The 25,232-nt window shown below is 46.5% G+C and carries 20 protein-coding genes; 7 read left to right on the top strand and 13 right to left on the bottom strand.

Annotation, left to right across the window (positions count from 1 at the left end):
• Positions 1 to 9 precede the first annotated feature (9 nt).
• Positions 10 to 582 carry a TetR/AcrR family transcriptional regulator gene (locus J2Z28_RS05885; RefSeq protein ID WP_017688759.1) on the bottom strand — a complete coding sequence of 191 codons (573 nt, stop codon included), beginning with the start codon at positions 580 to 582 and terminating at the stop codon, positions 10 to 12.
• A 159-nt stretch (positions 583 to 741) separates the two neighbouring features.
• On the opposite strand from J2Z28_RS05885, the gene J2Z28_RS05880 reads away from it, so the two are divergent.
• The 4 genes from J2Z28_RS05880 to J2Z28_RS05865 all read left to right on the top strand — a co-directional run bounded on the left by J2Z28_RS05880 (position 742) and on the right by J2Z28_RS05865 (position 3,719).
• On the top strand, positions 742 to 1,539 hold the full coding sequence (locus J2Z28_RS05880; RefSeq protein ID WP_211081565.1) for a Nif3-like dinuclear metal center hexameric protein: 798 nt from the start codon (positions 742 to 744) through the stop codon (positions 1,537 to 1,539).
• Between the two features lie 507 nt (positions 1,540 to 2,046).
• The gene (locus J2Z28_RS05875; RefSeq protein WP_105409482.1) at positions 2,047 to 2,472 is read left to right on the top strand and encodes a DMT family transporter; all 426 of its coding nucleotides are present in this window, start codon (positions 2,047 to 2,049) and stop codon (positions 2,470 to 2,472) included.
• A gap of 45 nt (positions 2,473 to 2,517) precedes the next feature.
• A complete protein-coding gene (locus tag J2Z28_RS05870) occupies positions 2,518 to 3,216 on the top strand; it encodes a Crp/Fnr family transcriptional regulator (protein ID WP_211081564.1) in 699 nt (232 codons plus the stop codon).
• A 14-nt stretch (positions 3,217 to 3,230) separates the two neighbouring features.
• Entirely contained in the window at positions 3,231 to 3,719 is a 489-nt protein-coding gene (locus J2Z28_RS05865; protein WP_211081563.1) for a DMT family transporter, read from the top strand.
• Positions 3,720 to 3,804: 85 nt separating this feature from the next.
• Here the strand turns inward: J2Z28_RS05865 and J2Z28_RS05860 are convergent, their stop codons facing one another.
• The 4 genes from J2Z28_RS05860 to J2Z28_RS05845 form a co-directional block, all read right to left on the bottom strand.
• On the bottom strand, positions 3,805 to 4,521 hold the full coding sequence (locus tag J2Z28_RS05860; RefSeq protein ID WP_036608916.1) for a YebC/PmpR family DNA-binding transcriptional regulator: 717 nt from the start codon (positions 4,519 to 4,521) through the stop codon (positions 3,805 to 3,807).
• Positions 4,522 to 4,800: 279 nt separating this feature from the next.
• A complete protein-coding gene (cysI, locus tag J2Z28_RS05855) occupies positions 4,801 to 6,522 on the bottom strand; it encodes an assimilatory sulfite reductase (NADPH) hemoprotein subunit (RefSeq protein ID WP_211081562.1) in 1,722 nt (573 codons plus the stop codon).
• 53 nt (positions 6,523 to 6,575) lie between these two features.
• Positions 6,576 to 8,411 carry an assimilatory sulfite reductase (NADPH) flavoprotein subunit gene (locus tag J2Z28_RS05850; protein ID WP_211081561.1) on the bottom strand — a complete coding sequence of 612 codons (1,836 nt, stop codon included), beginning with the start codon at positions 8,409 to 8,411 and terminating at the stop codon, positions 6,576 to 6,578.
• A 219-nt stretch (positions 8,412 to 8,630) separates the two neighbouring features.
• Positions 8,631 to 9,008, bottom strand: a complete 378-nt coding sequence (locus J2Z28_RS05845) for a winged helix-turn-helix transcriptional regulator (protein ID WP_051449752.1) — start codon at positions 9,006 to 9,008, stop codon at positions 8,631 to 8,633.
• A 119-nt stretch (positions 9,009 to 9,127) separates the two neighbouring features.
• Here J2Z28_RS05845 and J2Z28_RS05840 point away from each other — a divergent pair, with 119 nt between their 5' ends.
• Positions 9,128 to 9,754 carry an NAD(P)H oxidoreductase gene (locus J2Z28_RS05840; RefSeq protein ID WP_244988134.1) on the top strand — a complete coding sequence of 209 codons (627 nt, stop codon included), beginning with the start codon at positions 9,128 to 9,130 and terminating at the stop codon, positions 9,752 to 9,754.
• A 192-nt stretch (positions 9,755 to 9,946) separates the two neighbouring features.
• Here the strand turns inward: J2Z28_RS05840 and J2Z28_RS05835 are convergent, their stop codons facing one another.
• Together J2Z28_RS05835 and J2Z28_RS05830 are read right to left on the bottom strand one after the other, a co-directional pair.
• Entirely contained in the window at positions 9,947 to 15,172 is a 5,226-nt protein-coding gene (locus J2Z28_RS05835) for an S-layer homology domain-containing protein (RefSeq protein WP_211081560.1), read from the bottom strand.
• Positions 15,173 to 15,625: 453 nt separating this feature from the next.
• Positions 15,626 to 17,182, bottom strand: coding sequence for an ABC-F family ATP-binding cassette domain-containing protein (locus J2Z28_RS05830; RefSeq protein ID WP_211081559.1), 1,557 nt, complete (start codon positions 17,180 to 17,182; stop codon positions 15,626 to 15,628).
• 197 nt (positions 17,183 to 17,379) lie between these two features.
• Between J2Z28_RS05830 and J2Z28_RS05825 the strand changes: the two genes are divergently transcribed.
• On the top strand, positions 17,380 to 17,853 hold the full coding sequence (locus J2Z28_RS05825) for an SET domain-containing protein (protein WP_211081558.1): 474 nt from the start codon (positions 17,380 to 17,382) through the stop codon (positions 17,851 to 17,853).
• Between the two features lie 220 nt (positions 17,854 to 18,073).
• On the opposite strand, the gene J2Z28_RS05820 is transcribed toward J2Z28_RS05825, so the two are convergent.
• The 6 genes from J2Z28_RS05820 to J2Z28_RS05795 form a co-directional block, all read right to left on the bottom strand.
• Entirely contained in the window at positions 18,074 to 18,694 is a 621-nt protein-coding gene (locus tag J2Z28_RS05820) for a DUF1349 domain-containing protein (RefSeq protein WP_244988133.1), read from the bottom strand.
• Positions 18,695 to 18,739: 45 nt separating this feature from the next.
• On the bottom strand, positions 18,740 to 20,086 hold the full coding sequence (locus J2Z28_RS05815) for a dihydrolipoyl dehydrogenase family protein (protein ID WP_211081605.1): 1,347 nt from the start codon (positions 20,084 to 20,086) through the stop codon (positions 18,740 to 18,742).
• A 50-nt stretch (positions 20,087 to 20,136) separates the two neighbouring features.
• Positions 20,137 to 21,651: an osmoprotectant update ABC transporter permease/substrate-binding subunit OpuFB gene (opuFB, locus tag J2Z28_RS05810; RefSeq protein WP_211081557.1), complete on the bottom strand. Its 1,515-nt coding sequence runs from the start codon at positions 21,649 to 21,651 to the stop codon at positions 20,137 to 20,139.
• A complete protein-coding gene (locus J2Z28_RS05805) occupies positions 21,644 to 22,618 on the bottom strand; it encodes an ABC transporter ATP-binding protein (RefSeq protein ID WP_076249515.1) in 975 nt (324 codons plus the stop codon). The genes opuFB and J2Z28_RS05805 overlap by 8 nt, the downstream gene beginning before the upstream one ends.
• Before the next feature lie 291 nt (positions 22,619 to 22,909).
• The gene (locus tag J2Z28_RS05800; protein WP_244988132.1) at positions 22,910 to 23,698 is read right to left on the bottom strand and encodes an NmrA family NAD(P)-binding protein; all 789 of its coding nucleotides are present in this window, start codon (positions 23,696 to 23,698) and stop codon (positions 22,910 to 22,912) included.
• Positions 23,699 to 23,828: 130 nt separating this feature from the next.
• Positions 23,829 to 24,413 (bottom strand): TetR/AcrR family transcriptional regulator, encoded by a 585-nt coding sequence (locus tag J2Z28_RS05795; RefSeq protein ID WP_211081556.1) that lies wholly within the window; start codon positions 24,411 to 24,413, stop codon positions 23,829 to 23,831.
• Between the two features lie 167 nt (positions 24,414 to 24,580).
• On the opposite strand from J2Z28_RS05795, the gene J2Z28_RS05790 reads away from it, so the two are divergent.
• Positions 24,581 to 24,943, top strand: a complete 363-nt coding sequence (locus J2Z28_RS05790; RefSeq protein WP_076214772.1) for an iron-sulfur cluster biosynthesis family protein — start codon at positions 24,581 to 24,583, stop codon at positions 24,941 to 24,943.
• Positions 24,944 to 25,232: the final 289 nt, after the last annotated feature.

The following is a 25,232-nucleotide window of genomic DNA, read 5'->3' as shown; positions in this document are numbered from 1 at the left end:
CCAATAGAATCAATGGACTCTAATGGCATTCCACAGGCACTCCTCAAGCTGGTTCATTAGCTCCGGCGTCGCTTCCAGGAGACCTTTGTTAAAGTGTTCAAACAAATGTATGAAAGCACCGTAAACTATATTCATTAAAGCTTCTGTAGGCAGTATAAGAATGGCTCCTTGCTGCTGCCCCTTATGTATGCATTCATTCAGAAACCCCATAAATTCATTGACACTTTCCTTGCTTTCATCGTGAAAATGCAATGCATTACCCGTAGAATTAATAAACTTTAGGCGATCCGGGTCGGACTCTGCGAACTTGAACAATCCACGAAAAATATGATGAAACTGGTCACGTACAGGTATCGGCTCATTCGGAAATCCCTGTTTTAAGGCATCAAGAAACTCCCTGATACTTTTCTGAAAAAGTTCATTCAACAATACTTCCTTGTTCGTAAAATAACGGTAAATAGTTCCTGCTCCCACCTGAGCCGAATCGGCAATCATCGGCATGGTTGTTGCATCGAATCCCCGCTGTGCAAAAAGCGTTAAAGCAGCTGCAAAAATATCATCTTTTTTGCTGCTTTTAGCCATGTGGCTATCCCTCCTTTATACAGGAATGAACGTTCATTCCGTTATGTTTGATTAGTATAACTCCTTTTGTCACTTCAAGCAAGACCTTTCTATCCTACTGTTTATTCTTCAAAATGATACAATAACTATAAAATCTATTATTTTGGAGGACTTATGTTCATGAATATAACCATTCAAGACATTATACAGTATCTCACAGCCCATGTAGAGTTACCGGAGAACACGGTAGATCGGCTGATTACTGGCTCGTCCGACCAAACGGTCACAGGTGTGTTTGTTACTTTTATGCCCACTCAACATGTCATTGAACATGCCGTACAACGTGGGGCCAATCTAATTATCGCTCATGAATCCCCCTTCTACAACCATCACAGTCATACCGATTGGTTAGCCAATGATCCAGTTTATGAAACTAAAAAAAGCTTGATCGACGAAGCAGGCATTTCCATCTATCGATGTCATGATATCATCCACCGCTTCCAACCGGATGGCATTACCGAAGGACTGATTCAGGCCTTGGGGTGGTCCTCTTATGTGGAGCAACAACTAGCGGAAGCAGACATCCTTTCTTTTCCGGAAGGACGCACCGCCCAAGCTATTGCTCACCATGTGAAAAGTTCCCTGGGCATCGATTATGTACGCGTTGCAGGCAATGCGGAAATAGTCTGTAGACGTGCAGCGGTACTGGTAGGTTTTCGTGGTAATGGACATGTGACAATTCCCTTGATTCAGAATGAGCAATTGGATCTCATCATCGCTGGAGAAGGATTCGAATGGGAGACACCGGAATATATCCGTGATGCCGTGCAACAAGGCAAGTCTAAGGCACTGATCATGATGGGACATGCTGAGAGCGAGGCTTCGGGAATGAAGCTATTGGCAGACAGGTTGGCAGAACGTTTTCCTGAATTATCTGTTCGTTTTATAGGCGAGAAGCCTGTGTACACTGTGATCTAATAGGATCATTGGATTTGTAAGGAGAGGATCTTCTAGCTGATTGGTTCTAATCTCGTTGCCCAGCGTATCCCGGAGCTTTGCATACTTTCTACGCTCCGGGGTCGAGTCTGCAGACTCTCGTTTCAGTTCTTGGATAGCTACCGAACCTGACACACTCTATTTAGCGAATATTTGCCGATTTTCAAAAGTAACGAATCGTAGACACCCTATTCCTCCATTCCGCCTATTTCTACCCGACATAACCCATTTAACGTCGCTGAGATTCGTTAGATTTCTCAATTCAATCGGATCAGTACAATAAGGTGTCACTGGTTCGTTAGATTATGATGAAAAATGAGTACTGAGCACATATGCCACGCCTCTCTTCATGCCCCATCTGGATTTCCCGAGTTCTTTATTGTACTCTAGATGCTGTGACTTCAAAGCTCAGGACATTTGTCCTTGGCGTTCAGAGTTAATTTATCATTTAATAATAGAAGTCGAAGTGATTGAATAAGGAGCGTACATATGAGAGGAATTATTTTTGCATTACTGGGCGGCGCGTGTATCACGCTCCAAGGTGTTGCCAATACTCGGATTAGCACCGACATGGGCACATGGCAGGCCGCTACGATTACACAACTGACAGGATTCATCTTAGCAGCGCTGATCCTAATCTTTGTTAGAGACACCAATCTTCAAGGACTCAAACAAGTAAAACCTATGTACTTGGCTGGAGGTGCTTTTGGCGCCGTCATTATTTTCAGCGAAGTGACGGCCATTCAGCAAATTGGGGTTACATTCACGATCTCGGCTCTGCTCATTGCTCAGCTGTTCCTGACTTTTCTGGTGGATAGTAACGGATGGTTCGGCGTGGTAAAACAAAAGATGAAACTGCCGCAATTTCTAGGCATTGCCTTAATGGTGACTGGTGTCATTATTATGAAACTATAGTTTTTGGAGAAGGATTGAAACATATCGTCGGGGGTGAATCACAGCGTGCAAGAGATCCATAACGAGCAACAATTAATACAATATCTGAAGCAATATCAACTCGAAACTGTATTTCACGAGCCCCTGCGTACACATATAACGTTATGCCACTTTGAGAAGTGTGAACTGATCTGTCGTGAAGGGGAAACTTCCGAATATTTGTACGTGCTAGTCGAAGGTAAAATCAAGATTTTCACCACCTCCGCACAGGACAAAACGCTGGTGCTTTGTTTCAAAACACCGCTTGAAGTTGTCGGTGACATAGAGTATGTCCGTGAAAGCGATATTGTTAATACGGTTCAGGCCGTGTCACCTGTGGTGATGCTTCGCATTCATTATCAATGGCTCGCTGAGCTTGCCAGCGATTATGCACCTTTACTTAAATTTTTGCTTAAAATCATCTCTCACAAATTTTACATTGACTCGAACTTTTCCAATTTCAACCTGATGTATCCCGTTGAGGTTCGTCTAGTCAGCTACCTGCTCTCCATCTCAACAGAAGAAGCGGGCAACGTCGTTCATGAAGAGCTGGACGCGTTCAATCTGACCGACATTGCGAATCTGATCGGCACCAGTTACCGACACCTGAACCGGGTCATCCAGAAGCTCTGTGCAGACGGGTTAATTGAACGACATCAAGGATTGATTATGATCAAGGACCGGGCGGGTCTACGTGAAATAGCAGGTCACAACATTTATGAATAAGGAGTTCGACAACTATGTTAATCACAGGTATTTCGCTTGCACTACTGGCAGGTGCACTTGTCAGTCTACAAACGATTTTTAATAGCAAAGTCAATGAACGCACCGGTTCATGGTCCACAACAACGATGGTGCTTTTCACCGGGTTTATTGCTTCTTTCCTTATCTCCCTTCTGGTAGAGGGCAAGAATACATTCAGCTTTCAGCATATGCAACCCTGGTACTGGCTTAGCGGAGCCATCGGCGTTGGCGTGGTCTTCTGTCTCGTGCAAGGCATGAAGCTGCTTGGTCCCACATATGCCATCTCGATCGTGCTAACATCCCAACTGAGCTTTGCTCTATTATTTGATTCCATGGGGTGGCTCGGTCTGGAGCAAATCCCTTTTTCGTGGAATCAGCTGCTCGGTGTACTTGTCATAGTGGGAGGAATTGTGTTGTTCAAGTTCGGTGGAAGTAAATCGGAAAAATCAGAGCAGTCCCCTGGAACACTTCAGTCTGACTCATAAACGAACAAAAAAGAGCGTCCGTCCAATCCCACAGATTGGACAGACACTCTTTTTATGCAATCAAACCACGTATCGTCTCGTTATCTTACACGAACTCTACGTTATGGTAAACTTGTTGAACATCTTCAAGGTCCTCAAGCGCATCGATCAGTTTCTCGAACTGAGCTTGTGCATCCTCTGGAAGTTCAATATGGTTTTGCGCAAGCATGGTCAGCTCGGCTACTGTGAACTCAGTAATACCAGCAGCTTTGAATGCTTCTTGTACAGCGTGGAATTGATCCGGTTCTGCATATACAATTACAGCATCGTCTTCGTCAACGATATCACGTACATCCACATCTGCTTCAAGCAAAAGTTCCAGTACTTCCTCGGAGTTTTTGCCTTCTATACCGATAACCGCTGTTGGATCAAACATGTAAGCAACTGAACCACTGACACCCATGTTGCCAGCGTTTTTGTTAAACGCAGAGCGCACTTCCGGCGCTGTACGATTCACATTGTTGGTGAGTGCATCAACGATGACCATCGCACCATTCGGTCCGAAGCCTTCATAACGCAGCTCTTCATAGTTCTCATCCCCGCTGCCTTTTGCTTTTTCCATCGCACGATCAATGATGGCTTTGGGTACATTATACGTTTTGGCACGTTCCAGCACGACTTTCAGTGCACGGTTCGCTTCCGGGTCCGGTTCGCCCTTCTTGGCAGCTACATAGATCTCAACGCCGAATTTAGCGTAGACCCGGCTCGTGTTTGCATCTTTTGAAGCTTTTTTTTCCTTGATATTATTCCACTTACGACCCATATCGTTTCCGCTCACTTTCAACATGTAATCTGCTTTCTACTATGCCATTATATCTTGTTGAACGTACTTCAACAAGTTAATACGAACGAAATAATGGGAATAACTGAGGTGATTATCCATCTCCAGTTGAAGATTAACCTCAGTTTATCCTCTCATAAATCTCTCAGCAGCAACTAACGTTACCTCTATTCACTCCATATATAGCAGACAAGAAGCACCCCATAAAGGAATGCTTCCGCCCTAAATCAGTCCTAATTTCAGTTCATCTTACCCGGTCAATTAAGCGTGAAATTGTCGACCATCCAACACTTCAGGAACGTAACCCGCACGAATGACAAAGTCTCCGAAATGTTCACCTTCATTGCGCTCTTTGGCATACTGATTCACCATTGGAGTTAACGTGTCCAGAATCTCGGTTTCGCCAATGTTTTCTTTGTACAGCTTATTCAAGCGATGTCCGGTGAAGCTGCCACCGAGATACATGTTGTATTTCCCTGGTGCTTTACCGATAAATGAAATCTCCGCCAGCATCGGTCTTGCGCATCCGTTCGGGCATCCGGTCATGCGAATGACAATCTCTTTGTCTCTCAGCCCGGCTTCGTCCAGTACAGGCTCCAGTTTGTCGATCAGGGACGGCAAGTAACGTTCGGACTCAGCCATCGCAAGGCCGCAGGTCGGAAACGCAACACAAGCCATCGAGCTTCTGCGTAGCGCAGAGTAATGTGCACCATCGGTCAGATTGTATTGCTGAATCAGCGCTTCAATCTTTTTCTTTTTCTGGCTGCTAATATTACCTATGATCAGATTTTGGTTCGCAGTGAGACGGAAATCACCCGTATGCACTTTGGCAATTTCACGCAGACCCGTCATGAGCGGATAGCCGTCTACATCTTTTACACGACCATTCTGAATGAACAGCGTGTAGTGCCATCTTCCATTATTACCTTTTACCCAACCATATCGATCTCCGTTACTCTCAAAATGATACGGGCGTGCCGCATCCAGTTTCCATCCCAGACGGCTGGTCAGCTCTTCGACAAACCACTCCACACCACGGTCATCCAGCGTATATTTGAAACGAGCATGTTTACGAACTGCACGATCACCATAATCACGCTGAATCATAACTGTTTTCTCTGCAACATCAATCATTTGCTCCGGCGTACAGAAACCAATGACTTTGGACACCTGAGGATAGGTTTTGGCGTCACCATGAGACATCCCCATGCCACCACCAACGGAAACGTTGAAGCCTTGCAGCTTGCCGTTCTCCACAATAGCAATAAAGCCAAGATCCTGTGAATAGACATCCACATCATTGGATGGTGGTACAGCAATACCGATCTTGAACTTCCGTGGCAAATACACTTTGCCATAGATTGGTTCAACTTCTTCGTCGGAGTCCTGGGAATCAATCACTTTCTCTCCGTCTAGCCACAGCTCATGATAAGCCCGCGTGCGAGGGTCCAGATGATTGCTCACCTGACATGCCCACTCATACACTTCAGCATGCACATCAGATTGATTCGGATTCGGGTTACACATCACGTTACGGTTTACGTCACCACATGCAGCCAGTGTGCTTAGCAACGAATCGTTCACTTCGCGAATGGTGTTCTTAAGATCCCACTTCAGTACGCCATGCAGTTGGAATGACTGACGTGTGGTCAGACGAATCGTCTCATTCGCATATTTATGCGCTACCCGATCCATCATCAACCACTGCTCTGGGGTTACAATCCCACCGGAAGCACGTACACGCAACATGAATTGGTATGCAGGCTCCAGCTTGGATTTGTGACGCTCATTGCGCAGGTCACGGTCATCCTGCATATAACTGCCGTGGTGTTTCATCAGACGGTTGTCGTCCTCTGGAATAGCCCCCGTGATGCGATCAGCCAACGTTTCGGTCAGACTTCCACGCAAGTAATCACTTTTGATCTTTATATCTTCCACATCGCTATTCGTGCGCTGTGGGTTAAGTAAGTTATTATAAACCATGCTGCTTTCTCCTCTCGTCTCTGCGGGATGGTGCAATCCGGCTGGGCCGGTAATTAATAGACGTCCCGCTGATAACGTTTCTCATGCTGTAACCGTGTCAGATATTCCGATGCCTGCTCAGGCGATAAACCGCCTTCTTGTTCAAGAATCGTGGTGAGCGCAGCATGCACATCATGTGCCATTTTTTTCTCGTCACCACAGATATATACGCTTGCACCTTCCTGAAGCCACTGGTACAGTTCTTTGCTGTGTTCCAGCATGCGATGTTGTACATACACTTTCTGTTCCGTATCCCGTGAGAAGGCTACATCCATCTTAGTGAGCACACCATCTTTGAGCCAACGTTGCCATTCCGTCTGGTACAAGAAGTCCGTGGCGAAATGTTGATCTCCGTAGAACAGCCATGTCTTGCCCTCTGCTCCTGTTTCTTCACGCTCACCAAGGAAAGATCTGAACGGCGCCACACCTGTACCTGGGCCAACCATGATGATTGGTGTATCCGGGTTCTCAGGCAGCTTAAAATTCGGGTTATGCTGTATATATACAGGCAAGGTGTCGCCAGCTTCGATTCGTTCAGCCAGATGTACCGAGCATACACCGTAACGTTCTCTGCCACGCGCTTCATAACGTACCGAACGAACAGTAAGATGAACTTCATCCGGGAAAGACTTCGAACTACTCGCTATGGAGTATAGACGTGCCGGAATTTTGCGAAGAGCAGCTACGAATTCTCCGGCAGGAATCCCTTTCAGATTATAATCATGAACCAGATCCAGGAGATCACAGCTATTCATGACCGTGCGGAATTCGGAATCATCTGCGAGTAACGCTGTTAAGCCACTCCCAGGATTCAGTTTCGCAAGTTGTTCCACGACCGGTTTCGTCACAGCTGTAATTTCAAAATAACGCAGCAACGCTTCTTGCACAGATGCCTGATCGCCGTTTTTATTCACAGTCACGCGTTCATCGGCATTCCATCCCATGGCTGCAATCAATTCCTCCACAAGGCGCGGATGGTTCTCAGGGAATACCCCAAGGCTGTCACCTGGCTCGTAATCCAGGCTGGAGCCTTCCAAAGACAACTCAATGTGGCGTGTTTCACGGTCCGATCCTCTGCCATTCAGATTGAGATTCTCCAACACTTCAGCCTTGAATGGATTCGTGCGATCATATTCGGATTCCCCGCCGCTCACCGCTGCTGTGACAGCCTCAGTGGTTACCGTACTCGCACCAGTAGATGTGCTGCTTAATGACGCCAGTACTTCATTCATCCACTCCGCAGCTGCTTCATCAAAATCAACATCACAGTCCACACGTGGTACAAGGGCTGTACCACCCAATTCCTGCAATCGTTTATCGAAGTCCTTACCTGTCTGACAAAAGAACTCATAGGAGGTATCTCCCAGAGCCAACACCGAGTAACGAAGTCCTTCAAGTTTTGGAGCCCGTTTGCTGTTCAGGAATTCATGCAGCGGAATCGCATTATCCGGTGGTTCGCCTTCGCCATGTGTACTGACGATGATTAGGAGATTTTCAATTTTCTTGAGTCCGTTCGGTTTAAAATCTCCCATCGATGACAACGTTACCTGAAGACCTTGCTCTTCAAGTTTCTTGGCCAGCTTCTTCGATAGGCCACTGGAATTCCCGGTTTGTGAACCAAAAAGCACGGTAACTTCACGGGATACTGGCGGAGCACTGTCAGGTGCAATACCTGTAGTTGGTGCAGCCTGTACCAGGTTAGCTGGAGCCGCTATTGTCGCGCTTGCCTGAATTGCTGCAATATATCCGCTCAACCAAGTACGTTGTCCATCGGTCAATGTAGGAATAAGACGATTAAGCAGTTCAACTTGTTCTTGATTAAAAGGGCTGTTTGTCACTTGAAGTTCCACTGTTTGCCACCTCGCGCATTGCTTCGATTTTAATTCCGACTAAAATCATCACATTAATTTAATTTCTTCTCTCTAAAACCTAACACACCGGGTGTTGAGGGTCAATTTCAATGATTTTATAGCATTTATCAGTTTCGCTGATAAAGGACAAAAAACAACAAAAACCCTCCTTTTTAAATCAAGGACGGTTTTGTTATATTTTTAAATTTGGCAGCCAGCTCAAGTTGAAGTTGAAAGTGGAGTATAGTCACTAAAATGATTTCCCAGCACTCTGCTTTTATCTCCGTATACTTTGTCCAAGTGATTCTCTCCCCATAGACATATGCGGTCAATGATGTCCTGTAGTGTCAAGCCGTACTCTGTCATCTCATACTCTACCTTGGGCGGAATCTGGGGATGAATGATCCGATGGATGATTTCATTCTTTTCCAGTTCACGCAGCTGCTGGGTTAAGACCTTCTGGGTAATGCCAGGAATGGCTCTGCGAAGTTCGCTTGTTCGTTTTTTACCTGATATCAACTGATGCAGAATAAGAATCCTCCATTTTCCACCGACCAGTTCCAGCATCGCCTGCACACCACTCTCATATTTTTTCATTTCTTGTTCCACTTGTACTCCCCCATAATTCACATATATGTATATCCGTTATTAAAAGTAACCGAAGAACCCCAAAGTATCTACAGCACTCTCAGGTGCGTACTTCTCAAGAAGATGTCATGAAACTTATAATAACATTGGTCAGAATGTTTAACCAAAATAAAAAGAAAAAAGGATGGTTACTCCTACATGTTAAACTGGTCGTTACTCACCCAAGACAGGATTCCCTAACATTTGCAGTGATGAATCGTTTTATAGAAGGTATGCAGGAGAATTCCCATGAAATCGATATCCTCGATCTATATCATGACGGATTCGATCCACTATATGGTGTAGAAGATGAACGAGACTGGCAAAATCCCGATAAACAGCATGCCCCTGTGATTCGCAAAGAGCTGGATCGTGTGCTTGCGGCCGATGCCATTGTATTTGTTTTTCCGATCTGGTGGTACAACGTTCCCTCCATGCTCAAAGCTTATCTGGACAAGGTATGGAACATGGGGCTGCTGAACAAGGCAAACTCCAAAAAGGCACTGTGGATTGCGCTAGCTGGAGGAACGGAGGCTTCATTCCATAAATACGACTATTACAACATGATCTCCAATTATCTGAATAATGGGATCGCAGGTTATGCAAGAATGCAGGAATCCCGAGTCGAATTCCTCTATGAAACCATTTCAGAATCCAAAGAACATATCGAAGGCTTGCTTGAGCAAGCATATCAAATCGGCAAACATTACAATTAACAATTTGCAAATATTACAAATAACAATTCGCAGACATTACAGATAACAACTGCAAAACGATAGGAAGCTGCTCGTTCGTTGAGTAAATGACTTTTCGCCTATGGCTGGCGTACAATCAAGAAGGCTTACTCCAACCTGGGTTCCAGGTCAAAGTAAGCCTTCTTTTTCACACGCTACGATTCTGGTGTATCATCATTTCTTCCATACCAGTTTGCTCATCATCGCATATAACAACGTAGCCGATTCGGCTCGGGTCGCTTCGGCAAGTGGTTTCACCTCACCATTGTATCCGTGAGCGATGCCCAGATACACAAGTAATGCCACACTATCCCGGGCATAGGAGCGAATCTCGGAAGCGTCGCGGAAACGAGTAAGGTTATCTGTTACAGCCGTCTCGGAGTCAACCAGTCCAGCCGCCGCAAGTGCCCTCACTGTCAACGTCATCATCTCTTGACGAGTGATCGTGGACTCTGGCAAGAAGCGCCCGTCACCGGTACCACTCGTGATACCTAGCGAACGCGCAGCTGTAACTGCTTCGTAGTACGGAGCATTTTCGTTTACATCAGAGAACGCATTCCCGGAAGAAGCATTCAAACCCAGCGCAGTCATCAACCATTGCATGTATTGGCCGCGGGTCATCTCCTGTTTTGGATGTAACTGGGTGGAATCACCGCTTGCCTCAGCATCAATTACACCTCGGACAGCCAAAGCCTCCATTGCTTTCTTGGCCCACTGCACTTCTGCAAGATCTGCGAATGTCTGCTCCACAGGTACAACAGCATAATTTCCTGTGAATGATGTGACGGAAAATACAAGCTGCCCGCTTTTTTGATCGTAGTAACTTTGCGGCAACGGGGTTGCCACACCGTTCACGCCAATGGCAAATGCTACAATCCGATCCTGCTGAGCATTTTGTGAGGATTGGAAAGGCAGACGAAGTATTAACTGGCTTTCCAATGGCCATGGTTGACCATCCAGTTGAAGTTCAAGCTGGACTCCATATTTCGTGCCAAGCTGATCTGCGACTGTTTTTGGCAGCTCCGTTCTGACCAATCGGATTGATGCAATCCCATCACCAACTACATCCTTCATTAACAGTGTTGCAGGAAGCTCCAACATTCCCAGCTCTGTAACAATGTTGAACACATGTGACTCGCCCTGATCTATCAACGCAGAGGCAGGCAGAGACACTTCATATGCCGTTGCTCCCGAAACCGGCTTCAGCCTAAGTTCGACCAAGCGCTGACCTGCATCCATTGAGGGGGCAACTTTAAAAGCCTCTTTAATCGTTGAAACATCCACGTTGGACTGCACTACACCCTTCTGATCAGACTGTCCCTGCAACTCCAGAACAGAACGGTCCTTCTCCGGTTTAGGTTGTGGCACCACATTCTCTTCACTTGGGTTACCACTTCCTGTTTGTCCACCATTGCTGGATGAACCAGAACCATTTCCTGGATTTCCACCAGAATTGCCACCTGGATTACCGCCCGAACCAGGTTCCGTGCCTCCAGGGGAAGGAACAGACGCCGGCACCTTCACTGTCAACGGTACAGTCAAGGCTTTACTGTCGTCAGAATTTCGAGTAATTTCCAACTCCAAGGTTACTGTTGTTTCCTTGGATGGTGGAACAATCGTTCCATCGGTTTGTATGACAGACGGTACCGAACTGGAAGCGATCTTCACCGTGAAACCTTGCGGCACGGATGGTAACTTCAGTTTCTTCGCACCTGCGGAAGGCTGTTCCAATGCTGTAATGCCTGTAGCTACATCGGCAGCGCTCTGCTGAGCCGTGTGCACCTGATAAGCGGAAGATACACCTCTCACGGATTGCCCCGTTGCTTCAAAAGCTTCCACTTTGTAATAATATTCTGTGCCGGGGTTCAGTTCACTGTCCGTGTACTCCCGTCCATTGCCGCTATAGACCACCTTATACTCACCTTGTTCACGATCTGAGCGGTAAAGCTTGTAGCTTGCTGCACCAAGATGAGCATCCCAGTGAAGCGTTGCGCTCGTTGAATCTAACGCATCAGCATTAAGGCCAGCACTATCATTTGCAGGTGGCGCGGCGTCAGGTTTAACGATCATAATCCAACTAATCATCGGGTCCTGCGATGCTGTATTACGCACGGTCAACTCCAGCTTGTTGTCCGACACGCTGATGTCTTTGTGGGCTCTAACGCTGGCAGGTGTAAAAGAAACTGCACCGGTATTGGTGCCATTGATGATGAAATTCGCTCTGCGCGATGTATTGCTCCACGGATCGTTGAATCCGGCGTAGACATCGTATGTCCCGTTTGGCACATCAAATGTATAGGTTAAGTCCGTGCCTTTAGGAGAATTGCTGACATTGCCACCGTTCAGGTAACGTACGGTCGAGAATATATCCCCGCCATTCGAACCGGATGCCAGTGCAGCAGCGCTGACATAACCCCAATTGCGTCCCTCAGCCGGAGCGTACATCTGATCGGCCGTTCCCGGGTTCGCAAGCGTTCCCTTCATATAAGCACCCATGAGACTGTAATCAGCCGTTTCGTAACCTCCGCTGTTCACGAAATAGAGTGTATTCTCCGGAATGACGTTTACGCGAACTGCCTGCTTTTTGTTGTTATATTCCGGTGTCGTTACCTGTAATGTGAGCGGTCCTGGCTTGGCAAAATCTTCTGCCGTCATGGCCCGGTTATCAATCGTCCATACTGCTGGCGTTGATACCAGTGCTTCACCCTCACGCACATTCAATGTGGTTGGCAGGGATGGTACTTTGCCTAGCGCCACGGCTTCTGGCAACGGATCAGCAATATCTACCTTGCCCATCGAATTCAGCAGATCAGGTGTCCAGCTGTTATACCACTTGATCGCGATGTCAGAGCCTATTCCAAACTCAATTGGCAAGAACACGTATTTTGCAGCGTCATTCGAGAAATTGCCACCATTCCACGTATCCCCCACGTAGATGAATTTTCCTTTTTCCGGATCGACCGGAATGACGGAAGTGGTCTGTGTGCCAAATGCTTTGCCTGGATCGGGATCACTCGGCAACGTGCGCACGAACGGATTGGTCTGCGTTGACCACGGGCCAAAGATGTTGTCCGCCACCGTCACTTTGTTTTCGTTAGGGGCCCAGCCAGAAGCTCCGGAAGTCAAAATATAATATTTCCCCTGATACTTGAACATCGCCGGTGCTTCGCGTTGCCCTCCCGGGAACACACGCACGTAATCGACGCCGTATTCCGCCTGATAGGTGGAATCTCGTACCGGATTGCCTTTGTCATCCGTTCGTCCTTCCTTATGCCACCCTGTTACGTCACTGTAGTCTTCATTCAGTTTGGAGATATAGAGCGTCAGGTTTTCCTCACTGGAGTAGATCAGATAGCCAGTGCCGTCATCGTCCTTGAACAACGTCATGTCACGTGCCATACCCCGGTCGCTTGGGAAGAAATCTTTCTCCCCTTCGGGAGCTCTGTCCATCCGGTAACTCTTCTGATACACAAAAGGCCCTGTTGGAGAGTCGCTGATCGCATAACCGGCCCGCGCCTTACCGTAATTCGCATTATCGTTATAGGGGTCTTTGTCGCCGTCCATGTGGGCCCACATCACGTATTTCTTCGTTTTGTCGTTATAGATGACCTTCGGCCGCTCAATGATCCGTCCTCTGCGAATATCTGCCCAGATATCCACCTTGTCTTCGCGTCCTGCATACAATTCGGAAATCAACGGGTCATTGTCAAAATCATCCATGGATTGAAGAGTTGTTAAAGCCATACCATCATCGGTCCAATTCATCAGATCCTTGGATGAATACACACGCACACCAACAGCTGGCCAGCCGCCCTTATGATATTCGCCATACCAGTAATAGGTCTCTGTCTGTTCATCATAGAAAAAGCCAGCCCCATGCGCATCAATCGGCTTACCGTCCAGATCCGGCCACAGTTGCCCAGGTGTAATGCTTGTACGAACTGTGACAACACCAAGCGGTGCGGATGCTGGAGCAGTTACGCCGTCCACGGTCGCCTGGATGATGTAGAAATATCCTGTGCCCATCGTCAGACCGCTATCGTTAAACGTGTTTTCATTGCCACTATAGACCTGTTGATACGTACCCGTAGCACTGGTAGACCTCGAGAGTGTATACGTTACATCAGATCCAGGCAGGACATTCCACCCCAGAGAGATTGATGTGTCCGTCACAGCTGTGGCAGCGAACTCTGCTGGAGAGTCAATGGAGTATGTCGTCGCTTCTGCAACAGTGAATGCTGACTCCCCAGCTGCGTTATAGGCTGTTACACGATAGCTGTAGCTGGCGCCCGGCTCAAGTGCATTATCCGTGAATATGAGCCCTTTCCCTTCATAGATCTGCTCATACTGGTCACTGCCAGCTTCGGCCCGAACCACGCGATAACCAGTTGACTTGTCCACAGCGGACCAAGATAGCTTCACGCTTGTGGCATTGAGTGCCTCGGCCTTTAATTCGCCAGGAGCCTGTGGTGCCGCCGCAGTCGTCCGAACTTCCAGCGGAGCAGTCCATTGTGACTCGGTTAGGCCTCCGTATTCATAAGCGATCTTGTAATAATACACCGTATCCCCGCTTAATCCTTCATCTGTGTGTCCCAAAGTCCCGGTATTGGTTACCAGGGAATAACCGCCTTCAGGCGTAGAGGAACGATACAAGCGATAGGCTGATGCACCTACGATTTCAGACCATTGCAGTGAAACCGATGACGCCGTCTGCTCAGCAATGGATAGCTGAATATCGTTCCCAGGCGGTTGCTCGGCAATGATCACGTCATCTGCATGTACCGACTGCCACTTATTCCGAATGCCCACGGTACCTGACCCGTATGTAGGATCGACCAGATCAAATACCAACCGATCGGAGCCGTTTTCCGCGATATACCCGCGAATGGTGGTACCCGACAGCACCACTTTGAGCGTGTACCATGTGTTTTTGGCAAACGCATAGTCCACCGTGTTCAAAGTTGTGTCTGATCCGTTCATCCGTTTGGAGAAAACGAGTTTGTTGTTGGGTAGCTGCATTTGAAAATAGTAAAAGTTGCTCTTATCTTGGAACCGCGGCAAAATGCCCGGAAATCCTTTACCTTCTCCTGTATAAAAGCGCATGGACACGGTCATGTCCGACATGGAGTCTCCAGTAGAGATGATGCCTTCATTGGTATCGCTCTGGAAAAGCGTAGAGTTGGACGTATCTGTCGGGTCCGCGAGTACTTCCCAATTGCCTGAGCTTACGTTCCACGCGGGTGATTCCGTGTAATTCCCATCCGAAAAATCGTCCTGCAACAACGTGGTGGGTATACTGTTCAGATCCGCATACGCCTTACTCGGCAGCATCAACGGTCCGGAAGACAGCGCAAGTGTTGCAGATAACATAAATATCATGGGTTTCCTGAGTTTATCCAATGTTCATTCTCTCCTTTGGCGTGAAAGATGAAAGCATGGTTCATGTATGCGCGGTGTTGTGGTTCAGCCTATCCTCAGCAACCAGTGGTCAGTAACGAGCTTTTGTCCACCTCCTTATTTTAATGAAACCGGTTTCATTAGAGTGCAAAAAAAGACCCGTCTTCCCTTCTAAGTGCAATGATACCCATACGGAATACCGTGTTTTCTTTGCCCCTATGCAGTGAAACAGGTTTTTAATATATAAATGTAATCGCTTTCCTGAATTATATTATTGCCTTATTCAAGCTGTCAACTGTGAATTGGGCTCAAACATTTTTCGTTAAAACCACGCAAAAAAGGCGCGAGTTCTGCCTGTTTTGCAAGCAAAATTCGCGCCTCTTCTCACGCTTCGAGCTTGTTCGCAAGCTCGCACGTGATTCGTAATCAAAAGCGGACTTTTTGAACAACCTCTATTTAGAATACTTTTGTTGTCCACGACTCACAGTTCCACGTCTCCGTAACCACATCACGATAGAATTCCGGTTCGTGGGAAATCAGAAGAATACTGCCTTTGTAAGCCTTGAGCGCACGTTTCAACTCTTCTTTGGCATCAACGTCCAGATGGTTCGTCGGCTCATCGAGCACAAGCAGGTTGGTTTCATTATTGATCAGCTTACAGAGACGCACTTTAGCTTTCTCCCCACCACTCAGTACAGCTACCTTGCTCTCAATGTGTTTTGTTGTCAAACCACATTTTGCGAGTGCAGCACGCACCTCGAATTGGGTATACGAAGGGAACTCCTGCCAGATCTCTTCAATACATGTATTGTAGTTGGCATCCTTCATCTCTTGCTGGAAGTAACCAATCTCCAGATGTTCACCGCGTTGAACGGTTCCTTCCAGAGCTTGAATTTCACCCAGAATACTGCGCATCAGGGTTGTTTTACCGATTCCGTTCGCACCAACAAGGGCAATCTTCTGTCCGCGCTCCATACGCAGATCCAGTGGTCTGGACAACGGTTCGTTGTAACCAATTACAAGACCTTTGGTTTCGAAAATGAGCTTGCCGGATGTTCTTGCATCACGGAAGTTGAACTGCGGTTTCGGTTTCTCCTTGGCGATCTCAATGACATCCATCTTGTCGAGTTTCTTCTGTCTGGACATCGCCATATTACGTGTAGCTACACTTGCTTTGTTCCGGGCTACAAAATCCTTGAGGTCAGCAATTTCTTGTTGTTGGCGTTTGTATGCCGACTCCAGCTGCTGTTTTCTCATCTCATGCACTTCCTGGAAGTGATCATAATCGCCCACATAACGAGTTAGATTCTGGTTCTCCATGTGATAGATCAAGTTGATAACACTGTTCAGGAACGGAATATCGTGAGAGATCAGAATAAAAGCATTCTCATATTCCTGCAAATAACGTTTTAGCCATTCGATATGCAATTCATCCAGATAGTTCGTAGGCTCATCCAGGAGCAAAATATCGGGTTTTTCCAACAGCAGCTTGGCAAGCAGGACTTTGGTACGCTGTCCACCACTCAGGTCATTGACGTCTTTATCCAAACCGATATCCGTCAGACCCAGACCACGTGCGGTTTCATCCACTTTGGCATCGATCATGTAGAAATCCTGATTTGTCAGCGTATCCTGAATCGTACCCACGTCTTCAAGAAGTTGTTCAAGCTCCTCCGGTGTAACATCGCCCATTTTGCCATACATATCATTCATTTCCTGTTCCATGTCAAACAAATACTGGAACGCGCCGCGAAGTACGTCACGGATGGAATGGCCTTTGTTCAATACAGCATGCTGGTCCAGATAACCAACACGCATCCGTTTGGACCACTCCACCTTGCCTTCATCCGGCTGAAGTTTTCCTGTAATAATGTTCATGAAGGTGGATTTACCTTCACCATTGGCCCCGATCAGACCAATATGTTCGCCCTTCAACAGGCGGAATGAAACGTCGTTAAAGATAGCACGGTCACCAAACCCGTGACTTAATTTTTCTACATTTAATATGCTCATTCATGACACCTTTTCTATATAGACTTAATTCTTTGTATATTATAAGCGTTATATCCTGCACAACTCAACGCCATATTAAAAATTATTGCACCTTTTTGTCTGAAATTTGCCTTATATGAAAGTATGGGTTAAAATTTTGCCTTAACGAATTACTATTATATAGAATGGAGCTCTTCGAAGAGCATCAGGTGAAGATTATGATTGAAGTGAAACAATCCAAGTTGGGTGATGGTGGCGAGTTTAACCGCGGGGTATTTGCTACCGTTGATATTGCCAAAGGAACGCTTATCCATCAGGCACCCGTTGTGCCTTACCCAAATGAAGATCATGAGCATGTCGAAAAAACGATTCTGGAAGATTACGTGTTCGAATATGGGGCGAATCATACCGCCATTCTGCTCGGCTACGGCAGTCTGATCAACCACTCCTATGAACCTAACGCTACTTATGATATCAATTTTGATAACCACACCTTTGACTTCTACGCTTATACAGACATCAAAGCTGGCGAAGAAATCGTGATCAATTACAACGGTGAGGAAGACAGTATGGACCCGTTATGGTTCCTGGACGATTACGAGGAGCGTATGCTTGAGTTCAATAAGTCCAATGATGATGAGGTTGAAAAAGAGACCGAAACCCAGTCCCTGGATACGGACACGAGTAAATAAACGTTAAACTCAAGTAAAGTTCGCAAGCACTCTATTGTATGTGCGAAAAGAACCCACTGACCCCGGTGAATGATGAAACGAGTAACTGGAGACTTTTCACAGTCCAAAGTTTAAACACACAAATAAGCAAGTCCTCCGTCAATGGAAGACTTGCTTGTTTTTGTTGTTTTGCTTTCTAAGCCAGTCATGTTTCATTGTTTATCATGCATCTTAACTTGTTTTAATCTGTAATCGGCGGATCTGTATGCAAGTCTTGATCGGGTGTCGTGGATCTCCACTTGGTAAAGGCTACCTCGAACCCTCCACGCTTTGGTGAACACAGAAACGGACCTGCGTGTTTGTTCGTCGGATAGGCAAACCGTGCAACCCGAATCGTACGCCAAGGATGCTCATCTGTGCGAGCACGAATGACAACAGCATCATTACTGTAGGAGGCTCTGATTGTTACGATTCGTCCACCCCACTCTGGCACAGGAGAGAGTGACCAATCCGAATATGTATCCGTCACGACGGCTCCAACATGTGCCACACCATCATTGACCTCAACTCCGGCCTTGATCCATTGGTCTTCTCCGTACCATAACATTAGTCCCGCCTGATCATATAATTCGGTGAATGAGCTTAGATCAAACGATACCTCAATTGCTTCCGTTCCGTCCCATGGAGCAAGCATGGCATGTCCATCCCGATGACAGAACCCGTAGAATGTGTTCTCCCAGAAGTCACTGCCTTCCCGAGCTTCCACAACGAAACGATCCCCATCCATCCGTGCAGCAACGGGTTCCTTAGTCCACTTGCCTTCATGAAGCCCAATAAAATCCGATGACATCGTTGTTTTCATCCTTTCTTCCGTCCCAAAGGGGAGTTCATCCTCACTTCATCACTTCTAAATTAAAGAACCCAGATCCGATGCAGCAGTAGGATATGCAAGATTCATGGTGTTTAACTGATCGATAGTCAGATTGAACTGAATCGCCATTGCAAAAAGGTTGATCAATTCTTCTGTTTTGCTCCCGAGCACATGCGCACCCAGAATACGCCCGGTTGATTTGTCGATCACCACTTTGGCCATGGCAAATTTTTCATGAGTTCGCTTGTAAGTATACCATTTCGACATATCATTTACCTGCACCTCGTAGCCCTCTTTTTTGGCTTGTTCCGTGCTCATACCTACAGCTCCAAGGGCAGGGACAGTAAACACAATGGAAGGCATCACTTTATAATTAGGTTTGTGTTGATTTCCCTCCAACAAATGGAACGATACAGCCCGGGATTCCTGACCTGCTAACGGGGTTAAATGCAACCCTTTTGTATCCGTTACATCCCCAGCAGCATACACTCTCGGATTACTTTCACTTTGCAAGTACTCGTTCACCGTAATCCCCTTTTTGCTGTAGCTGACGTTGGCTTTCTCCAATTCCAGCCCATCCACATTAGGAACACGCCCGGCTCCATGAACGACAAGTCCGCACTGCCACTGGTGATCTGCACCATTACGTGTGCCATGAACGACATAGGCGTTCCCCTCTTGCCGTATGGACTTCACCTCCGCGTTCAAGTGAACATGAATGCCGATCTCTTTTGATTTTTGCAACAAAGATTCTACAAGCTCCGCATCAAACGACTTCAGAGGCTGTTCACTCCGATGCAGGATATGGACTTCCGTCCCGGCTCTGGCCGCAATATGCGCAAACTCAAATGCAATGTATCCACCGCCTACCAGAACTAATCGATCCGGCAGCTGTTCCAGATCCAGAAAGTCATCACTATATATAAGATGCTCCGAGCCCTCAATCTCAAGTGGCGCTGGTCTTGCACCAGTAGCAATCAGGATGTGTTTGCCATGGAGCACTTCTTCTCCCACTTGAATATGGTCTTCATCGACAAATGAAGCTTTACCATGGAACGTATCCATTCCGGCCTGTTTGAATTGATCTTCACTTGCTCTAGGTATACTCTCGGTAAAGGTGCGTTTAAAGGCCATAAGTTCAGACCAGTTGATGGTCGCCTGTCCCTGAATTCCTTTCCCTTGCATCCGTTCATTCCAGTCAATCAGCTCAGCCGCTCCAGCCAGCACTTTCTTGGGATCACAGCCACGCAGTGCACACGTTCCGCCGAACTCACGTTCATCAATTACAGCAATTTTCCAGCCAGCTTCAGCGCAACGGGTGATTACAGAGCTAGCCGCGCTTCCTGTGCCAATCGCAATCAAGTCATACGTTTCTTGTGTCATCATGGTTCCTCCTCATCCTTTTGGTACATCTATTGCAGGGATGCCTGAAGTTACAGCAATCCAGCCTGTTTAAGGTACTCTGCTGCAACCTGTTCAGGATTCTCTCCCTCTACGTTCACGTCATAGTTCATCTGACGCATCTCATCATCCGTAATTTTGCCAGCAAGCTGATTCAGCACCTCAACCAGTTGTGGATATTGATCTGCCGTTTCTTGACGTAGCATCGGCGCGCCTTGATACGGTGGGAATAACTCCTGATCATCCTCCAGCACAACGAGTTCATACTGTCTCAACTCACTGTCTGTGGAGTAAGCATCAACGAGATTGATATCGCCACGTTGAACAGCACCATAGCGAAGCTTCGGTTCCATTGTTGCAACGTTCGGGAATTCAATCCCATACTTCTTCTGAATGCCAAGGTAACCATCTTCCCGATCCGAGAATTCAAGTGTGAATCCTGCTTTGATCTGCTGCTCAACCGGTTTGAGATCCGAAATGGTCTTGAGATTGTATTGATCTACGATGCTCTTTGGAACGGCCAACGTATACGTATTGTTGTAATCCATAGGGTTCAGTAGCACCATGTTGAATTGGCTTAACATTCCGTCTCTGGCTTGTTCGTAGACCTCTGATCGATCCGTACTCACAGCCGTTTCCTTCATAAATTCGGAGATCGCTGTCCCCGTGAATTCGGGATAGATGTCAATATCACCCGACTTGAGTGCATTGAAAAGGAATGGCGTTTTGCCTAATCCGGGTTTTAGTTCAACGGTCAGGTCTGTGTCTTTTTCGATTAACAATTTGTACATATTAATGAGGATTTCGGGTTCCGCCCCCAATTTCCCGGAAATGACGAGATCCTTCTGACCACCACGTGCCACGAAGGGAATGGTAATCACAAGTATCGCGATTATTGCCAGCGAACCAAGGGTAACCAATGTTTTCTTAAAGGATAACCGCTGGAACTGACGTAATAGTACATCAAACAAAATAGCCAGCAATGCGGCCGGAATGGCTCCAAGGATGATCAATGCCGTATCGTTCCGATCAATGCCCAGCAAAATTAATGCACCCAAACCTCCTGCGCCGATCAAGGCAGCAAGTGTCGCCGTTCCTACAATCAGGACCATCGCGGTCCGAATTCCGGCCATAATAACAGGCATCGCCAGTGGCAGTTCCACTTTGATTAGACGTTGCCGATTATTCATGCCCATCGCATTCGCTGCTTCCACCATGGAAGGATCAACTTCGGATATGCCTGTGTACGTGTTGCGGAGTACGGGAAGCAGTGCATACACCACCAGTGCAATGATTGCAGGAAGTGTGCCTATGCCGAATAACGGGATGAGCAATCCGAGAAGCGCCAAGGACGGTATCGTCTGCAACACAGCTGTAACTCCGATAATTGGTTCAGCCACTCTTGGTTTGCGTGTCAGGTATATACCGAGCGGAATAGCGATGAGAACAGCAAAGAACAATGCGATAAATGAGATCTGAATATGTTCCAGCAGAGCAGACAACAATTGACCTTTGCGCTCACTGAACACCTCCGTGAATCTACTCATGTCCTTCACCTCGTTCCTGTAACTGACCAGACCAGTATTTCATCAGATCAACTCGACTGATCTCGCCAATAATCTGGCGGTTACGTTCAACCAGCAGATGGTCATGGGAAGCCATGATATCAACTAACTCCGTCAACGTAATGGATACAGGAACGGCAGTTTTAGCTGATTTTGGCACATGACCTGGTGAGAGTGGTGACATGATGGATTCGAGATCAAAATCAGATTGTGAACTCGTATCGGTGTTAGGACTTCCGACAAATTCACGTACGAAATCATTAGCTGGCTGTCGGATCAGTTCTTCCGGGGTGCCTACCTGCAAAACCTGTCCATCCTTCATAATACAGATGCGATCCCCCAGCTTCATCGCTTCCTGAATATCATGGGTGACAAACACAATTGTTTTTTTCATCTGACGCTGGATATCCAGAATATCGTCCTGTAATTTCTCCCGACTCATTGGATCGAGTGCACTGAACGGTTCATCCATCAAAACTATCTCGGGATCGGCAGCTAGTGCACGCAACACACCAATTCTCTGCTGTTGTCCTCCGGATAACTCGGACGGTTTACGCTCACTGTACGTATCTCCGTGCAAACCCACCATGTCCAGTAACGTATGTACACGCTCCTTAATTTGATCTGACTTCCATTTTCGGAGTTCAGGAACAACTGCAATATTTTCGGCAATTGTCATATGCGGGAATAGTGCAATCTGTTGCAGCACATATCCTATATTCCAGCGCAATTCGTGAATGTTGTATTCATCGATTGGGCGTTCATTAATGCGCACTGTTCCATCTGTTCGTTCAATCAGGCGATTGATCATTTTGAGCATGGTGGTTTTGCCACATCCACTCGGACCAATCATGACGAACAATTCTCCCTTGTTAATGTTGAGGTTAACCTGACGCAAAGCCGTTGTTCCATCAGGATATTGTTTCGATACATTTTCGAACTGAATCATTCTCTCTCTTCGCCCCTTTATCTAGGGCGTGTCTCAGACACGCCCTAACATTCATCTTCATCTATTTCCCCAAAAGTGTGTTCGTATAATCACTGCTTTCCGTAGTGTCCCTGGCTAGGGAGAGATTCATAGCTGAATCAACGATGTCAACATGCTGGTAGACATGCAAAAAGACGGGCACTAGGCACCGTCTTCTCATAATATGAAAATATTTCTTCCATTATTTCCATACTTCCATATGATTCTGAATAAATTTCTCGAATGAAATCGGGTTATTCCCCGTTATTTTTGTCACCGTATCCGTCGTTGATCTTCTCTCCCCTCCTCCCGGATAGGCACATCCAGTCCTGCGAGGGCAGCAGCATATTCTTCTGACATTCCTGCGCGAATCATGCTGTTCCTCAATTCATCATCGGACAAAGATTCATGCTGAATGGACTGACCCAGTACATGGCTCAAGACGTCTGCAACCTGTCCATAGGACAACGTCTCCGGCCCTGTAATGATATGCTCCTTATTATGAGGAACAACATCTGTCAGAGCATGGAACGCAACTGCCGCGATATCATCTGCACTAACAAATCCAATTTTCCCGTCACCCGTAGCACTGTAAATTTTCCCGAGTTGTTTCGTCGTCTCCCGATGCGGTCCCTCCGTAAAGTTCTCCATAAAATAGGAAGGCTGCAATACAGCCCACTCAGGAGCATGGGCTTTTATATACTGATGTACTTTGCCAAATATAGGACCCTCTTCATCAATTGAAGCACTGCCAAGCAAGACAAATCGCTTAATGCCGGTCCATAATGCTTCCTTGATGAACGGAATGATGACGTCTTCTGGGTTCATATCCATTGCTGGCACAACAAGGTACACCTGATTCACATTTTTCAGCGCCAGCGCATATGTCTCGGAATCATACCAATCAAAATAGACATAATTATCGGCAGAACCAGAAAGAGATGGTTTCGTTCTTCCTGCCAAACGCACCGGATAATGATGCTTTTGAAGTATGGCCGCAACACGGCTTCCTGTCTTACCATTAGCCCCTGTAATAAGTGTCAACGGTTTATCATTGATCATGTTTGCTTCCTCCTTCAGTTTTGTTCGGCGTTTTTCCAGACCAATCGGTCTATAATAGTCAAAAAATAAACGCTCTAAGCGTCCATTTTAAAAAAAACGTAAAGAATTCTTACTCGAATCATGTAAAACGCTAATCCATAGCCCTTAGGGTCATCTGTACAAAATCTCGTAGCGCTTCTTCGCTTGCACCGCTCTTTGCTGTAAAGGTCAATGAGAGTCGGGAATAATTCAGAAAACGGGCAAGTCCGGGCAAGTCTTCCTCTGCATGCCTCAATTCGCCACTCTTCTGGCCTCGTAACAGCGCAGTATAAAAAACATCTTCCATTTGTTGGTTAGTGGTTTGAATAAAGGCGGCGATTTCGTGATTTTGTGGTGCCTGTTCAACCGCGCTATTAATGATGAAACATTCATTACGACGTTCGTTGTCTGTCAACACATTAACCGCTTCGTTGAACAACTCTGTCACGCCTTGCCTCACACTTGTGCATTCGTTTAATAGTCTGATCCCCGCCTCTGTCTTCTGCTGAATATAGAATTTAAGAGCAGAGACAAATAAATCATGTTTAGTTCCGTAGGTGTCATACAAGCTTTGCCGCGCAATGCCAAGTTCACTCAACAGTAAGCTCAAAGAGGTACCTTCATAACCGTACGCTCCAAATACAGACGTTGCTTTTCTTAGAACGGTCTCCGTGTCAAACTCCTTGGCTCTTCCCAATTTCAGACCTCACCTCCCTATTGATTAAATAAAGAATACCTTTTCCAGACTGATCAGTCAAGAAAATAAATGCTTTGATTTTTGCCAAAGTAGTATAATGGGAATAGAAGCTGAATGAATTCTTTTACCACTTACAACCATGACCACATATAAAGGAGTGTACCTATATGTATATTCAAATTACAGATTTGGCTGCAAAACGATTGACGGAAAGCCTGAATGACCAACCCGGATATTTCAAAGTGATCTATGACTTGGAAGGTTGCGGATGTAACGGAGTTATCGCTATTATCATTGTTGATGAACTTGCGGCTCTCGACGCGCAGATTGAAACTAATCTAGTTCCGTTCTATGTTGATCCGAAGCAGCAGCTGAACCTAGAACAACACATGAAGCTGGATACAGAAGAGAATTATCCTTCTTTCAAATTAAGCAGTGATTCTGGTGTGCTCAGCGCCAACGTTCGCGTTCGTGACACCCGTGCCGTAACTGCGGGAAGCTCCGGTGGATCTGACGCCTGCATGTTGTAATACAGGCTCCAGCATACTTGAAGTAATCTAGCATTATCTCTCTTCACATCAAAAGCCGTTGCATCTAATGCAACGGCTTTTTCATGTATACTGCCTCTACGAGAGTTGCAGAAGAAGACTCTATAAAATATGAACTAAACATTTACACGAAACGGAGAGGACAGAAAGAACCTGAAGAAACGAAGTGTTCGCCTTTATCCTAAGATTTTCACCATTATAAAATTGAATCAAAAAAATCTGGGGATAACAGCGATCGGAAGGTTGTTCTGTCATCGAAGTGGCAAGGTAA

Origin of the sequence: Paenibacillus xylanexedens (assembly GCF_017874615.1) — a bacterium.
Classification (GTDB): domain Bacteria; phylum Bacillota; class Bacilli; order Paenibacillales; family Paenibacillaceae; genus Paenibacillus; species Paenibacillus xylanexedens.
Note: the sequence above shows the minus strand (reverse complement) of the source record. Positions and strands in the feature narration are given on the sequence as shown.

Excerpts from the sequence above, each read along its gene's own strand:
- J2Z28_RS05885 (WP_017688759.1), bottom strand. The coding sequence starts at position 582 with ATGGCTAAAAGCAGCAAAAAAGATGATATTTTTGCAGCTGCTTTAACG.
- J2Z28_RS05880 (WP_211081565.1), top strand. The coding sequence starts at position 742 with ATGAATATAACCATTCAAGACATTATACAGTATCTCACAGCCCATGTA.
- J2Z28_RS05875 (WP_105409482.1), top strand. The coding sequence starts at position 2,047 with ATGAGAGGAATTATTTTTGCATTACTGGGCGGCGCGTGTATCACGCTC.
- J2Z28_RS05865 (WP_211081563.1), top strand. The coding sequence starts at position 3,231 with ATGTTAATCACAGGTATTTCGCTTGCACTACTGGCAGGTGCACTTGTC.
- J2Z28_RS05860 (WP_036608916.1), bottom strand. The coding sequence starts at position 4,521 with ATGGGTCGTAAGTGGAATAATATCAAGGAAAAAAAAGCTTCAAAAGAT.
- cysI (WP_211081562.1), bottom strand. The coding sequence starts at position 6,522 with ATGGTTTATAATAACTTACTTAACCCACAGCGCACGAATAGCGATGTG.
- J2Z28_RS05845 (WP_051449752.1), bottom strand. The coding sequence starts at position 9,008 with ATGAAAAAATATGAGAGTGGTGTGCAGGCGATGCTGGAACTGGTCGGT.
- J2Z28_RS05840 (WP_244988134.1), top strand. The coding sequence starts at position 9,128 with ATGAAACTTATAATAACATTGGTCAGAATGTTTAACCAAAATAAAAAG.
- J2Z28_RS05830 (WP_211081559.1), bottom strand. The coding sequence starts at position 17,182 with ATGAGCATATTAAATGTAGAAAAATTAAGTCACGGGTTTGGTGACCGT.
- J2Z28_RS05825 (WP_211081558.1), top strand. The coding sequence starts at position 17,380 with ATGATTGAAGTGAAACAATCCAAGTTGGGTGATGGTGGCGAGTTTAAC.
- J2Z28_RS05820 (WP_244988133.1), bottom strand. The coding sequence starts at position 18,694 with ATGAAAACAACGATGTCATCGGATTTTATTGGGCTTCATGAAGGCAAG.
- J2Z28_RS05815 (WP_211081605.1), bottom strand. The coding sequence starts at position 20,086 with ATGACACAAGAAACGTATGACTTGATTGCGATTGGCACAGGAAGCGCG.
- opuFB (WP_211081557.1), bottom strand. The coding sequence starts at position 21,651 with ATGAGTAGATTCACGGAGGTGTTCAGTGAGCGCAAAGGTCAATTGTTG.
- J2Z28_RS05805 (WP_076249515.1), bottom strand. The coding sequence starts at position 22,618 with ATGATTCAGTTCGAAAATGTATCGAAACAATATCCTGATGGAACAACG.
- J2Z28_RS05800 (WP_244988132.1), bottom strand. The coding sequence starts at position 23,698 with ATGATCAATGATAAACCGTTGACACTTATTACAGGGGCTAATGGTAAG.
- J2Z28_RS05790 (WP_076214772.1), top strand. The coding sequence starts at position 24,581 with ATGTATATTCAAATTACAGATTTGGCTGCAAAACGATTGACGGAAAGC.